Here is a 12,682-nt window from a genome sequence, read left to right as displayed (position 1 = left end):
GCCCCGCCATGAACCCACAAGACGTCGTCCAATTCCTGCGCGACAACCCCAGTTTCTTCGACGAGAACGCCGAGCTGCTGGCTGACCTGTCGGTGCCGCATCCCACTGGCGGTCAGGCCATCTCGCTGACCGAGCGCCAGCTGCACGCGCTGCGCGACAAGCTGCAACAGGTGCAGGCCAAACTGGCCGAGTTGGTCGGCTTCGGCGAGGAGAACGATGCGATCTCGGAAAAGGTGCATCGGCTGGCGCTGGCCTTGCTGCGTGCGGAGGGCTTCGAGTCGGTGGCGCAGGCGATCTACACGCATGTCCAGGAAGACTTCGCCGTGCCGCATGTGGCGCTGCGCGTGTGGAACAGCATCCTCAAGCGCGATAGCGCAGAGTTCATCGAAGTGACCGAGGACATGCGCTTTTTCGCCGCCGACCTGAGCCGCCCCTATTGCGGCCTGGCCGCGCATCCCGAGGTGCTGGGCTGGTTCGGCGAAGCGGCGCCGCATCTTCGCTCCATCGTCATGATGCCGCTGCGCCGTGATGCTCAGGTCTTCGGCATGCTGGTGCTGGGCTCGGAAGACCCGCAGCGTTTCTTCCCCGACATGGGCACGCTGTACGTCGAGCGCATCGGCGACCTTGTGTCGGCCTCGCTGCTGCGCCAGATCGGCTGAGCGCCGGGCGGTCGCGCGATGACTGAACCTGCGCCGCAGCCCACCGAACTGCCGCCCGAACTGAGGGCCTATCTGGACGCGCTGGCCACCCAGCGCCGCCTGTCCCCGCACACCCTGCGCAATTACCGCGGCGACCTGGAGAAGCTCGTCGAGCTGGCCCAGGGGCGCCCCCTGATCAGCCTGCGCAGCGCCGACATCCGCCGTTTTGCCGCCCGCCTGCATGCCGGTGGGCTGGGCGCGCGTTCGCTGGCGCGCACCTTGTCCGCCTGGCGCGGCCTGTACCGCTGGTGGATGCGCAAGGGCCTGGCCGAGGACAACCCGGTGCAGGCAGTGCGCCCGCCGCGCGCGCCCAAGAACCTGCCCAAGGCGCTCTCGCCCGACCAGGCCGCGGCCTTGCTGGATGCCCAGCCGGATGATGTGCTGGAGCTGCGGGACCACGCGATGTTCGAGCTGTTCTATTCCTCCGGGCTGCGTCTGGCGGAACTGGAGGCGCTGGATGTCAGCGGAACGTACTCGGTCGAGCAGGGCGAAGTGACCGTGCTGGGCAAGCGCAACAAGATGCGCCGTGTGCCTGTCGGCGCCAAGGCGCTGGAGGCCCTGTCGGCCTGGCTCGCGCTGCGACCGATGCTGAGTGCGGCAGAAGAGCCGGCGCTCTTCGTGAGTCGCCTCGGCACGCGCCTGTCGGCCGGCATGATCCGCCGTCGGCTGGCGCGCTGGGCCGAAATGCGCGGCGTGCCGGTGCACGTGCATCCCCACATGCTGCGCCACAGCTTCGCCTCGCACATGCTGCAGTCCTCGGGCGATCTGCGTGCGGTGCAGGAGCTGCTGGGGCACGCCAGCATCAGCAGCACCCAGGTCTATACCCATCTCGATTTCCAGCACCTGGCCAAGGTGTATGACGCGGCGCATCCGCGCGCAAAGAAAAAGGAGTGAGGCGCGAGGCTACGCTGCGCTAGGTGCCGTGGTTGAGGCGCAGCCAGGTCAACTGCAGCATCCGTGCATCCGCACTGGCGCGGTGGCGTGTGCTTCGCTGTTCGCGCTGGATGGTGGCGCGTGTTTCGTTCCACTGGTTGGCGTGTTGTTCGTCCATCAGGCTGGCGAGGTGTTCCAGGCGGAAGCTGGGATAGCTCTCCGTGACGGCATACAGCACATTGAGCCAACTGTAGTCGTGGTACCAGGCATCCGAATACACCACCTGTCCGCGCAGGCGCTGGTTGAGCAACAGCACCACCTCCTCGGGAGGGCGGCCGTGCTCGTACAAGGCTTCGCGGGAGATCCCATGAACCCGCTCCGCGGACTCGTCCCACTGCGTCCACTCGGGTGCGGGCTGGATCAGCGTGCAGAAACTGCTGCCGTCGGCCAGCGCGCAGCCGACCTCGATCGGGTAGCTGCCACGGCCGAAGCCCGAGGCTTCGATGTCGATGATGATGGGGACCTTGCCTGCGCTCATGTCGGGGCCTTGTGGGGGCAAGAACGGCGTGTCGGGCGGATTCTGCAGGCTTCTGCCGTTTTCCCCTATACGTATTCCAGCGCAGGCGGCGTGCTGTGCCGCGGTGGCGGCGAACAGCTCCGCGCATCCGGAGTAACATTCGCCCCTTTGCAGAATCCGGTGCCACCCCATGGCTGAACTCATCCTCAATCCTGGCAAGGAACGCTCGGCCATGCGCCGGCATCCGTGGATCTTCGCCGGTTCGGTCGCACGCCTGGACGGGCGCGCCCGCCCCGGCGACACGGTCGAGGTGGTGGCGGCGGACGGCCGCCGCCTGGGCCGTGCGGCCTACAGCCCGGCTTCGCAGATCCGCGCGCGCATGTGGTGCTTCGAGCCGGACACGAGTATCGACCATGCCTTCTTCAAGCGCACGGTGGCGGCTTCGGTGGCGCGTCGGCAGGCGCATCCGCAACTGCGCGCGCAGGACGGCGTGCGGCTGATCCATGGCGAGTCCGACGGCCTGCCGGGCGTCATCGCGGACCGTTTCGGTCCGGTCGTGGTGCTGCAACTGACCAGCGCGGGCGCCGAGAAATGGCGCGAGGCGATCATCGCCGGGCTGGTGCAGGCCACCGGCTGTGTCGCCGTCTACGAGCGCTCCGATTCCGAGGTGCGCAAGCTGGAAGGGCTGGAGCCGCGCAGCGGGCTGGCCTGGGGCGAGATGCCGGCGGGCACGCTCAGCATCGTCGAGAACGGGGTGCGCATGGAGGTCGACGTGGTCGGCGGCCACAAGACCGGCTTCTACCTCGACCAGCGCGACAACCGCCTGCTGACCGGCCAGCTTGCGGCCGGCCGCAGCGTGCTCAACTGCTTCTGCTACACCGGCGGCTTCAGCCTGCAGGCACTGGCCGGCGGCGCCAGCTCCGTGCTGTCGATCGACTCTTCCGGTCCGGCGCTGGAGGGGGGCAAGCGCAATCTCGCACTCAACCCGCAGCTCGATGCAGCACGCGCCGAGTGGTGGGAGGCCGATGTGTTCGAGGCCTTGCGCAGCCTGCGCAGCGAGGGCCGCCGCTTCGACCTGATCGTCCTCGACCCGCCCAAGTTCGCGCCCTCCGCCGCGCATGCGCAACGCGCCGCACGTGCGTACAAGGACATCAACCTGCTCGGCTTCCGCCTGCTCAACCCGGGCGGCATCCTGATGACGTATTCCTGTTCCGGCGGCATCGGCCAGGAGCTGTTCCAGAGCATCGTCGCCGGCGCCGCCTCGGATGCCGGCGTTGACGCGCGCATCATCCATCGCCTGTCGGCGGCGGCGGACCACCCCATCGGCCTTGCGGTGCCGGAAGGGGAATACCTCAAGGGCTTGGCCTGTCAGGTCGGGTGATGTGCCGCAGGCAAGGCGTCGAGCGCCTGGCGGACTTCATCGACGCGGATATCGCTGACTTCCAGGCCGGTGGCCTGAAGCAATTGGTAGGGCACGCCCCAGGGATGCCAGCGCGTCGTATCCGACTTGCCGAACAGGCACACGATGGGCTTGCCCAGCGCGGCCGCCAGGTGCATGTGTCCGCCGTCGGAGCAGACCAGGCGATCCACCCGTGACAGGCCGGCGATCAGCTCGCCCAGCGCGTGCGTGGCGAGCGGGAACACCGGCAGGCCCTGGCAGGCCTCGATGATCTCGCGCGCCTTGGCGTCATCGCCAGGGTGCAGCGGGTTGTCTGCCGCACCGGGGGCCCAGAACAATGCAAAGCGTAGCGCTGGTTGGGCCGCATGCAATTGATGGATCAGCGCGATGAAGCGTTCGGCTGGCCAGCGCTGCGAAGGCTTGCGTGCGCTGATGTGCAGGCCCAGCACGGGGCCGTCGCCCGGCAAGGCCTGGCGCATGTGGCTGAGCAGTTCGGCACGGGGGTATAGGCGAGCGGCGGGCAGGGTGGGCGTGGCCGCCCCCAATGCCTTGAGCAGGCTGCCGGCACGCTGCGCCTCGTGGCCCTGCGTGGCAGCGGCGCCCATCTCGTCAGCACAGATGATGCGCTTGGCACCGATCAGGCGGGCCATGCGGCGTGCGCTGTGCTGGCTGCCGCTGGCCGGCAGCAGCACCGTGTCGATGCCCAGGCGGCGCAGCGTCCACAACTGGCGCAGGCGGTCGAGCATGGCGCCCAGCGCACTCTCGCCGGGGCCCAGGTGCTTGGCCTTGCGGTAGTGGAACACGGCATCCAGGTCCGGGTTGGCGTGCAGCACCTCGGCGTTGTAGGCGGTCACCAGGGCGCCCAGCCAGGCCTGCGGAAACTGCGCACGCAGGGCCTGGATCAGCGGCAGGGTGCACACCAGGTCGCCGATGTTGTCGCGGCGGATGACCAGGATGCGTGGCGACTTCATGCCTGTGCGTCTTGTCCCAGCAACAGGCCCAGGTACACCGTGGCCAGCATGCCGTGCTCATGGTGCAGCATGGTGTTGAAGAAGCCGCCGACGAAGACCACCATGAAACCGGCCACCCCGGCTGACCACGCCAGCCAGTGTGTGTAGGGGCCGTCCGCACGGGGGTGCCGGCGCACCAGCGCGTGGGCCCAGGCGAAGCCCAGTGCGGCCAGCGCGAGGATGCCCAGCAGCCCGCGCTCGGCCAGGGTGTTGAAGTACAAGGTGTGGGCGTGGCTGGAGAACAGGTAGTACCCCGGCTCGAAGGTCTCGCCGCGCGCCTCTACCCAGCCCTGTACGTCTTGCGGCGACACCGCCGAGAAATTGCCGGCGCCAACCCCGGTCAGCGGGTAGCGGCGGAAGATCTCGATCGCGGTGTGCGCGCCCTCCACGCGGTAGGACGAGAGCTTGCCGGTCTGCACGTTCTCCACCGTCTTGGCGATCATGGTCGGGTGCAGGCTGAGCACCGCGGCGGCGGCGACGACGCCCAGCGCCGCCAGCGGCCACAGGCGCAGCAGGCGGGCGCGGCCGATGCAGGTCAGCAGCACGCCGCTGCCGATGAGGACCGGCACGATGGCGCCGCGGCTGGCAAACAGCACCAGGAAGCCGATGCTGGCCAGCACCATGGCGGCGAGCAGCCACTTGAGCCAGGCCGGCCCGGCCGGCGGGCGCAGCATGGCGGCAATGACCAGCAGCACTACTCCGGCGAAGTACATGGCCGAATGGTTGACGTGGCCGACCGAGTTGAGCTGCAGCCAGCCCTTGTTCTGCGGCATGACGATCAGCCCATGCACTGCACCGGCCAGGGCCGCCAGCACCAGGCAGGCGAGCAGCCAGTGGAGCTGGCGTGCATTCAGGCGGCTGGCGCCGATGATCAGGGCCAGAACCAGATAGCCGAACACGTCGTGCAACTCACGCCACTTCGCAGGGAAGGGCGTGAAGATGCAGCTCGCCAGTGCGGCCACGAATAGTGCACCGAGTACCAGCAGCCAGCGCCGCGGCAACTGGCCGAAATTGCGCAGGCTGAGGCTGCGCCCGAACCAGGTGGCGATGAACAGGAAGCCGAAGATGTTCTTGGGCGCCTCGAACAGCGGCAGCGAGACGGCGAACAGACACAACAGGGCCAGCTCGATCTGGTTGAGCAGGCGTGGGGAGGAGGCAGTCATGCGCAGACCCCGGAAAAAAGGTCGCCAATGATAGCGCAGGGGCCGAATCTGCTTCCTGACAAGGGGGCGAACGTGATCTGGCCGAGGGCCGGCGGTGGGCGCGCTCTGCGATAATCCGCCGCTCTCCAGCCTGCATCCGGTACGGCCATGCGAATCCTGATCCTCAAGCGCGACAAACTCGGCGACATGCTGCTGACCACCCCCATGCTCAGCATCCTGCGCCAGGCCTTGCCGCAGGCGCGTATCGAGGTGCTGGCCAACACCTATAACGCGTGGATTCTGGATGGGAACCCGGACGTGGATGCGGTGCTGAGCTACCAGCGCGTCAAGGAAGGCGGGTGCATCCACTGGGCGGCGGTCTGGGCGCAGTTGCACCAGACCCTGGCGCTGCGTCGCAATCGTTACGACTGGATCATCGTGGCCAATGGCGAGGCCTCGCATCGCGCGGCCAAGCGTGGCGTGCTGCTGGGCGGCAAGCGCCTGGTGTCCTACGTGGATGCGCGCTGCCCCACGCGCCTGGTCAGCGACGCGCTGAGCGTGCCACCGGATTGTCACGAGTCCCGCCGCATGGCCCACCTGCTGACGCCACTGGGCATTCCCCTGCCGGCGGAACTGCCCCCGCTGCGCTTCCAGTTGCCGCAAGAGGCTGCGAGCTTTGCCGCACAATGGCTGGCCGAGCAGGGCCTGCAGCCTGGCGGCTACATCACACTGGGCCTGGGCGCGCGGCGTGCCAAGAAACAGCCCACGACCGAGCAGATCATCCGCTGGACGCGCCACTTCCATGAGCAATGGGGACTCAAGACCGTGTTCATGTGGACGCCAGGCAAGAGCGACAACCCGCAGTATCCCGGCGACGACGATACGGCCCAGCCCGTGCTGGACGCCAAGCTGCCCTGGCTGCTGCCCTTCCGTGGCCCGCTGAAACCCGCGCTGGGCCTGATCTTCAACGGCCGCACCAGTCTCTTCCCGGACAGCGGCCTGATGCACTTTGCGGCGGCCAGTCCGGGGAGCGTGCTGGGTTTCTTCGCCGAGACGGATGTGTCGCCGCCGCCTTCGCAATGGGCGCCGGTCGGCCCACGTGCGCTGTGGCTGGACGCGCCCAAGGCCGTGGCCGAGCTGAGCGATGCCCAGGTGCTGGGCTGCGTGGAGAGATTGCTTGCCTGAGCGTCAGCGCGTGCGCAGGTGACGGGCCGGCACCCCAGCCCACACCTCGCCGGCCGGCACGTCGTGGGTGACCACCGCACCCGCGCCGATGACCGCCCCATCGCCGATGCTCACCCCGGCCAGCACCACCGCGTTGGCACCGATCCAGACGTCGCGGCCGATGCGGATGGGCTTGTCGATGTTGGGCTGCTTGCGGATCGGCGTGCCGGCGGCGATGCCGTGCTGGTAGGAGATGATGCGCACGCCAGGGCCGATCAGGCTGTCGTCACCGATGTGAACCCCGCCCCCACCGTTGATGATGGCGTGGTTGTTGATTTCCACCTGGCGGCCCAGGCGGATCTCGCCCCGCCCCGCTTGCAGCATGGCATAGCGGTTGAGGGTGCAACGCTCATCCATGCTGATCTGCCCGTGACCGGCGTCGATGCTGGCAAAGGCATCCACCTTGCAGCGCGCACCCAGGCGCACGTTTGCCGGTCGTTTGACCCACGCCCGCAGCGACACCTCTGCGCGATGGCGCAGGCGTTCGATGAGGGCGAACCAGAGGGTGGCGAGCATCGTGTCAGGACGCCTTGGCCGCCCCGTACAGGCAGGGGTTCAGCGTCGCGTCGTTGTACATCTTGAACTGGCGATAGACCTTGTAGTGCGCACGCCCGGCGGCGCAGTCGGCGAGCAGTTGCTCCAGGCAGCCGGCGAGGTCGCCGCGCTGTTCGCGCAGGCGGGCGAGCTTGGCGGTGCAGGTCGTGATGTGCTCCGCCGCGACCTCGTTGCGCTGGGTCTGCAGACCCATGTGGAAGATTTTCAGCGACAGGATGGACAGGCGGTCGATCATGCTGCCGGCGGTCTCCGAGTTCAGGCGGCTGCCTGGCGTAGCGCACGGCAGGGCGGACAGGATCACCTCGTCCATGCGCTCGATGGCGTCGTTGCGTTTCTGGTTGAAGCCGTCGATGGCGCGCTTGTTGGCGGCGATCTCCTCGGCGGCCACGTCCTTGCGGCGCGCCAGGTCTTCCTCGTCCCACAGCAGGTTGTTGTAGCGGTGGTTCAGTTCGAGGAACTGCCACAGCCCCTCGGCGAAACGCGCCGGGCCCTGCTTGGCCCAGTTGCGGTCGGCCACGCACTGGTCGTGGAAGGCGAGGATGTCGGCGGCTTGGATCAGGCTCACGTTGAGGCTCCGGTCACAGGGTGTGGAAGGCTTGAATCATGCGCCGCCTCGCGCAACAGGGCGAGGCAGGCTTCTTGTACTGAATCCAGCGTCAGCGCCGCCATGCAGCGCGCCTCGGCGCACTGCTGCGGCGCCGTGCCGAAGCCGCGTCCGCAGCGGCGCACCCAGGCGACTTCGCGGCGGAACAGGATGCGTTGGTCGCGGCAGGCGATCTCTGCCGACAGCGCATGGTTGGGCGAGGCGGCGAAGAAGGGGCTGCTACCGCACAGCAGCGCCGAGCCGGGACCGTAGAGGGTCACGCTGGGGGTGGCAGTCACGCGGCTCAGATGGGCGATGCCGGTGTCCGGGCTGACCAGCAGGCGCGCGCCACGCAGCAGCGCGGCCATCTGCAGCAGGTCGAGCTGGCCGGCGTAGCTCGTGTAACGACCGGCCGGATCGACCTCGGCGACCAGCGCGGTCTCCTTGGCGCCAGCGCTCCACACGGGCGTGATGCCTTGCGCCTGCAGCCAGTCGGCCAGCGCGGTCCAGCGCGCCGGCGGCCACAGCTTGAGGCGGCTGCTCGCGCCCAGGTGCAGCACCGCGTAGGGCGTGGCCGGGCGGGCGAACGGCGCGCCTTCCTCCATCGGCCACTGGGCGGGCGAATAGGGCGGCGGTGGCGGGCCGTCGACGAGGCCGGCAAAGGTCTCGGGCAGCGCGGTCGGCGTGGCGGGCCAGGGGCGCCGCTCGTCCGCGCCCCAGTTCTTGTGCGCTGGGCGGTCGCCGGCGTAGGCCACGATGTGGCGCGCGCCGAGCGCACGCGCCAGCCAGCACAGCCGGTTCTCCGCCGGCACCACGGCCAGGTCGAAGCCGTCGCTGCTGCGGGCCAGCGCATGCAGGGTGCGCAGGCTGGCCGCATCGCGCGGGTCAAAGGCGACCGCCTGCACCCCCCAGGGCTGGCGCGCATACAGCGGCAGGATGGGGCGCGGGCAGCACATCAGGATCTCGGCCTGCGGGTGCTGCTGACGCAGCTTGGCCAGCAGGGCGGCCAGCATCAGGGTGTCGCCCAGCAACAGGTGATGCACGATGAGGATGCGACGCGGCGAGGCGACCGGGCCGCGACGGCCCAGATCGCGCAGGGTCTGGCGGGCCAGCAGGCCGAGCAGGAGCAGGCGGCTGAGGCTCCGGCTCACCGCCCCGCCTCGTCGGCGACGAACATGAAGACCTTTTCCATGCGCTTGATCATGCGTTCCAGGCCGCACTGATCCACCGCGAAGCCACGCGCACGCGCGCCGAGCACCTGGGCGAACTCGCGGTCGTTGACGAGGCGGCGCAACGCCTCGGCCAGCGCGACCGGGTCCTTGGGCGGGACGATCAGGCCGGTTTCGCCGTCGCGGATCACGTCGGTCATGCTGCCCACGTCGGTGGTCACGACCGGCAGGCCAACCGCCATCGCCTGCATCACCGCCTGCGACACGCCTTCGTTGGCGTAGGAGGGCAGGGCGAAGACATCCATCGCCTGCAGCCAGGGCACCACGTCCTGCTGGTTGCCGGGGAAGTCCACCTGGTCCTGCAGCCCGAGTTCGACGGTGTGTGCCAGCAGGGCTTCGCGCTGCGGACCGTCGCCCACGATGGCCAGGCGCACGCGCGGCGTGGATAGCGTACGCAGCGCGTCGAGCAGGAAGCGGTGGCCCTTCCAGGAGCGCAGCGTGGCGACGATGCCGATCCAGATCGCATCCTGCTCCAGCCCCAGTTGGGCGCGCGCGGCAGTGCGGTTGCGTGGCACGAAGCGTTCGGTGTCGATGCCGGTCGGGATGGAGGCGCTGCGGTCCTTGGCCAGGCCCAGGTTGTCGATCAGCTCCTGGCGCAGCTTCTCACCGGTGGTGACGACATAACTGGCGGCGCGGCCGTACAGCCAGCGGTTGGCGAAGCTGGGCGCCACGGCGGCCGAGATGTGGCGCGTGCGCACGATGGGCAGGCGCTGGCGCAGGCTCAGCGTGGCCAGCGCGGCGAGCCAACTGTCGGTGGAGCTGTGGGTGTTGATGACGTCGATGTCGCTGGCGTGTTCGCTCAACCAGGTGCGCAAGGCCAGCAGCGCGCCCAGGCGCTTCTTGCGGATCGGCAGGGCGACGGCCTGCAGGCCCCAGTCGCCGGCGCGCTTGTAGATGTTCGATTCACGCGGGCATAGCAGGGTCACGCGGTGGCCGCGCGCGAGCATGCCGCGCGATTCTTCGAGGATGCGGATTTCCTGGCCGCCCCAGCCGCAGGACGATTCGGTGTGGACGATATGGAGCGGGCGCTTGGCGGTCATGGGCGGACGGGTTGGCTCGGGCGGCGGCGATTATAGCCCTTGGCCCGTGGGGGCTTGCCCGGCGCCGCTCAACAGCCGGCGATACAGTACGACCGCCGCCTGCGCCATGTGCTCGGCCGACAGTCCGGCCACCGCGTCGCGGGCTTCCTGGCGTAGCACGGCGGCGCGTGCCGGGTCGCGCAGTTGCTGCAAGAGGCTGGCGGTCTCGCGTGCGATGGCCGCCACGTCCAGTGCCTCCACCACGGCGCCGCAGTCGCGCCCGGCGATCAGCTCCGAGGCTCCGCTGCCGGTGGAGCTGAGCAGGGGCAGGCCGCAGGCGAGGGCTTCCATGGCGGCATTGGGCATCGGGTCGTACAGGGTGGGCAGGGCGAACAGATCGGCCGCGCCGAGGTAGGGCGCCACGTCCTGCTGCGGGCCGAGGAAGCGCACCCGCCCAGCCAGTCCGAGGCGGGCGGCGCGACGCTGCAGCGCCTTGGCGGCGCGGTCCTTGCCGATGATCCACAGCTCGGCATCGGCCAGTTCCTTGGCCAGTTCGGGGCGGGCGAAGGCGGCGAACAGTTGCGGCACCCCCTTGCGGGCGAAGCCGGAGCCGACGTAGGCCACGACCGGAGCGTCCTGCGGTGTGCCCAGTTCGGCGCGCACGCGGCTGCGGTGCGAGTCGCGCAGGCCGGGGTGAAAGCGCGCCAGGTCCACACCGTTGTGCAGCACGTGCAGGCGCGCTTCCAGCGCCGGCCAGCGGCGGGCGATGTCCCGCCGCACCATGTCGGAATTGCAGATCACCGCCCGCAGGCGCGGGTGGCGGAACATCGCGTCCTCTGCCGCGCAGGTGTAGCGATGCCAGGGCGAGCAGGCCTGCGCCAGGCGCGCCCACGGCGACAGGCTGCGCGCGCGCAGCGCCAGCCAGGTGGCATGCACGCCGTCACCCGCGCGGAAGATGTCGCAACCCGGAATGCGCTCGTGGCTCTGTACCAGGTCGAATTGCTCGCGGGCGATGAGGCGGCGCACCGCGCGCGCGAAGCCTGCGTCGCGCCACACCCGGCCGAGATGGAAGGGCTTGCAGATGAGCCGGCGCACGCCCGGCGCGGCGCTGGCCTGGGCCCATTCGCGCGCGATCAGCGTGAGTTCGATGCCGGTCTCGCCCAGCGCGGCGAGTGCCCGCTCGACGAAGCGCTCGGCGCCGCCGAAGGGGTTGTAGCGGGCGCGCACGATGGCCAGGCGGATCGGCCGGGTGGCGGCCGGCTGCGCGCTCACCGGCGCGGGTCCTCGCCCAGCAGCTCGTCGATGGCGGCCAGCACGCGCTGCTCCGGGATGCTCACCAGACAGTCCGACAGCTTGCCGCCGCCGCAGCCATCCATGCCGCAGGGGCGGCAGGGGTGCTCGCTGGTGATCACGCGCTGCGGCACCATCCAGGGGTGCCATTCGCGGTCGCCGGAGGGGCCGAACAAGGCCACGCAAGGTGTGCCGACGGCCGCGGCGATGTGCATCGGCGCCGAATCCACGCCGACGAAGAGCTGCGCGCGCGCGCTCAATGCCGCCATCTCCTTCAGTGAGAGCTGGCCGGCGAGGTCGACCAGTTGCGGGCTGCCCGCCACACCGCTGCGCCGCAGGATGGCGGCGATCATGTTGTGTTCGCGCTCGTCCGGTGCCGCGCTCAGCACCACCGTCTCGCCACGCGCGACCAGGGCGGCCAGCAGGGCGGCATTGCGCTCCACCGGCCAGCATTTGAAGAACCAGCGCGAGGCGGGGTGAAAGTGGATGAAGGGGCGCTCGTCGAGGCCGGCGGAACGTAGCTTGGCCTGCAGCGAGGCCGCGGCCTCGGTGCCGGCCACCAGCACCAGGCGACGATCTGCCTCGGCGGGCTGGATGCCCAGGCGGCGCAGCGCATCCAGGTGCATTTCCACCGTATGACGACGGCCACCGCCGACCGTCTTGAACAGATGGGTGAAGCTCTTCTTCCACCAGCCCGGGTTGCCCTTGCGCTGCGGTGCCACCGCCCAGCGCGGCTTGAGCAAGCGGCTCAGCCAGGCACCACGCGGATGATCGGTCAGGTGCACGATCAGGTCATAGCCGCGCGCCTTGAGCGCCCGGTACAGCGCGCGCTCGGCACGCCATTGCGCGAGCAGGCCTTGCTTCTTGGCATTGCGATCCAGGGTGTGCAACTGCGCCAGCGCCGGGTGCCCGCTGAGCATGGCGGCGGTGTCGGCAAACACCAGGGCGTCGATCTCGCACTGTGGCGCGGCGGCCTTCAGCGCGGCCGGCACCGGTGAGGCCAGCAGCACGTCACCGTGGTGGCGCAGCTTGATGATCAGCGCGCGCTGGAGCTGGGCCGGGTCGATGGCATCGGCAAGATAACCGGGCGTGGCGAAGGGCATGGTGTGTGGTGCGGGAAAGACTGCGCGGATTATGCGTGAA

13 protein-coding genes are annotated in these 12,682 nt (G+C 69.5%); 4 read left to right on the top strand and 9 right to left on the bottom strand.

From position 1 onward, the window contains the following. Positions 1–8: 8 nt before the first annotated feature. Both NMB43_RS16690 and xerC read left to right on the top strand, forming a co-directional pair. On the top strand, positions 9–659 hold the full coding sequence (locus NMB43_RS16690) for a DUF484 family protein (RefSeq protein WP_494349292.1): 651 nt from the start codon (positions 9–11) through the stop codon (positions 657–659). A gap of 18 nt (positions 660–677) precedes the next feature. After that, positions 678–1,592, top strand: a complete 915-nt coding sequence (xerC, locus tag NMB43_RS16685; protein WP_494349291.1) for a tyrosine recombinase XerC — start codon at positions 678–680, stop codon at positions 1,590–1,592. A gap of 19 nt (positions 1,593–1,611) precedes the next feature. Here the strand turns inward: xerC and NMB43_RS16680 are convergent, their stop codons facing one another. Then, positions 1,612–2,109: a 3'-5' exonuclease gene (locus NMB43_RS16680; protein WP_494349290.1), complete on the bottom strand. Its 498-nt coding sequence runs from the start codon at positions 2,107–2,109 to the stop codon at positions 1,612–1,614. A 169-nt stretch (positions 2,110–2,278) separates the two neighbouring features. Here NMB43_RS16680 and NMB43_RS16675 point away from each other — a divergent pair, with 169 nt between their 5' ends. Further along, positions 2,279–3,469, top strand: coding sequence for a class I SAM-dependent rRNA methyltransferase (locus tag NMB43_RS16675; protein WP_494349289.1), 1,191 nt, complete (start codon positions 2,279–2,281; stop codon positions 3,467–3,469). On the opposite strand, the gene NMB43_RS16670 is transcribed toward NMB43_RS16675, so the two are convergent. Both NMB43_RS16670 and NMB43_RS16665 read right to left on the bottom strand, forming a co-directional pair. After that, complete coding sequence (locus NMB43_RS16670) at positions 3,457–4,458, bottom strand: glycosyltransferase family 9 protein (RefSeq protein ID WP_494349288.1); 1,002 nt, start codon at positions 4,456–4,458, stop codon at positions 3,457–3,459. The genes NMB43_RS16675 and NMB43_RS16670 overlap by 13 nt on opposite strands. Further along, positions 4,455–5,660 carry an O-antigen ligase family protein gene (locus NMB43_RS16665; protein WP_494349287.1) on the bottom strand — a complete coding sequence of 402 codons (1,206 nt, stop codon included), beginning with the start codon at positions 5,658–5,660 and terminating at the stop codon, positions 4,455–4,457. Before NMB43_RS16665 ends, NMB43_RS16670 begins: the two co-directional genes overlap by 4 nt. 147 nt (positions 5,661–5,807) lie before the next feature. Between NMB43_RS16665 and NMB43_RS16660 the strand changes: the two genes are divergently transcribed. Next, positions 5,808–6,824: a glycosyltransferase family 9 protein gene (locus tag NMB43_RS16660; RefSeq protein WP_494349286.1), complete on the top strand. Its 1,017-nt coding sequence runs from the start codon at positions 5,808–5,810 to the stop codon at positions 6,822–6,824. Between the two features lie 3 nt (positions 6,825–6,827). On the opposite strand, the gene NMB43_RS16655 is transcribed toward NMB43_RS16660, so the two are convergent. The 6 genes from NMB43_RS16655 to rfaQ are packed head-to-tail and all read right to left on the bottom strand — an operon-like array spanning position 6,828 to position 12,642. Beyond that, entirely contained in the window at positions 6,828–7,379 is a 552-nt protein-coding gene (locus NMB43_RS16655) for an acyltransferase (RefSeq protein WP_494349285.1), read from the bottom strand. 4 nt (positions 7,380–7,383) lie between these two features. Next, positions 7,384–7,983, bottom strand: a complete 600-nt coding sequence (locus NMB43_RS16650; RefSeq protein WP_494349284.1) for a DUF4254 domain-containing protein — start codon at positions 7,981–7,983, stop codon at positions 7,384–7,386. After that, positions 7,980–9,152 (bottom strand): glycosyltransferase family 9 protein, encoded by a 1,173-nt coding sequence (locus tag NMB43_RS16645; RefSeq protein WP_494349283.1) that lies wholly within the window; start codon positions 9,150–9,152, stop codon positions 7,980–7,982. The genes NMB43_RS16650 and NMB43_RS16645 overlap by 4 nt, the downstream gene beginning before the upstream one ends. Beyond that, complete coding sequence (locus NMB43_RS16640; RefSeq protein ID WP_494349282.1) at positions 9,149–10,270, bottom strand: glycosyltransferase family 4 protein; 1,122 nt, start codon at positions 10,268–10,270, stop codon at positions 9,149–9,151. Before NMB43_RS16640 ends, NMB43_RS16645 begins: the two co-directional genes overlap by 4 nt. Before the next feature lie 30 nt (positions 10,271–10,300). Next, positions 10,301–11,521: a glycosyltransferase family 4 protein gene (locus NMB43_RS16635; protein ID WP_494349281.1), complete on the bottom strand. Its 1,221-nt coding sequence runs from the start codon at positions 11,519–11,521 to the stop codon at positions 10,301–10,303. Then, positions 11,518–12,642: a putative lipopolysaccharide heptosyltransferase III gene (gene rfaQ, locus NMB43_RS16630; RefSeq protein WP_494349280.1), complete on the bottom strand. Its 1,125-nt coding sequence runs from the start codon at positions 12,640–12,642 to the stop codon at positions 11,518–11,520. The genes NMB43_RS16635 and rfaQ overlap by 4 nt, the downstream gene beginning before the upstream one ends. Positions 12,643–12,682: the final 40 nt, after the last annotated feature.

Source organism: Uliginosibacterium sangjuense (assembly GCF_059132465.1).
Note: the sequence above shows the minus strand (reverse complement) of the source record. Positions and strands in the feature narration are given on the sequence as shown.

Bases quoted from the DNA above. Each gene is read 5' to 3' on its own strand.
- NMB43_RS16690 (WP_494349292.1), top strand. From the start codon at position 9: ATGAACCCACAAGACGTCGTCCAATTCCTGCGCGACAACCCCAGTTTC.
- xerC (WP_494349291.1), top strand. From the start codon at position 678: ATGACTGAACCTGCGCCGCAGCCCACCGAACTGCCGCCCGAACTGAGG.
- NMB43_RS16680 (WP_494349290.1), bottom strand. From the start codon at position 2,109: ATGAGCGCAGGCAAGGTCCCCATCATCATCGACATCGAAGCCTCGGGC.
- NMB43_RS16675 (WP_494349289.1), top strand. From the start codon at position 2,279: ATGGCTGAACTCATCCTCAATCCTGGCAAGGAACGCTCGGCCATGCGC.
- NMB43_RS16670 (WP_494349288.1), bottom strand. From the start codon at position 4,458: ATGAAGTCGCCACGCATCCTGGTCATCCGCCGCGACAACATCGGCGAC.
- NMB43_RS16665 (WP_494349287.1), bottom strand. From the start codon at position 5,660: ATGACTGCCTCCTCCCCACGCCTGCTCAACCAGATCGAGCTGGCCCTG.
- NMB43_RS16660 (WP_494349286.1), top strand. From the start codon at position 5,808: ATGCGAATCCTGATCCTCAAGCGCGACAAACTCGGCGACATGCTGCTG.
- NMB43_RS16655 (WP_494349285.1), bottom strand. From the start codon at position 7,379: ATGCTCGCCACCCTCTGGTTCGCCCTCATCGAACGCCTGCGCCATCGC.
- NMB43_RS16640 (WP_494349282.1), bottom strand. From the start codon at position 10,270: ATGACCGCCAAGCGCCCGCTCCATATCGTCCACACCGAATCGTCCTGC.
- rfaQ (WP_494349280.1), bottom strand. From the start codon at position 12,642: ATGCCCTTCGCCACGCCCGGTTATCTTGCCGATGCCATCGACCCGGCC.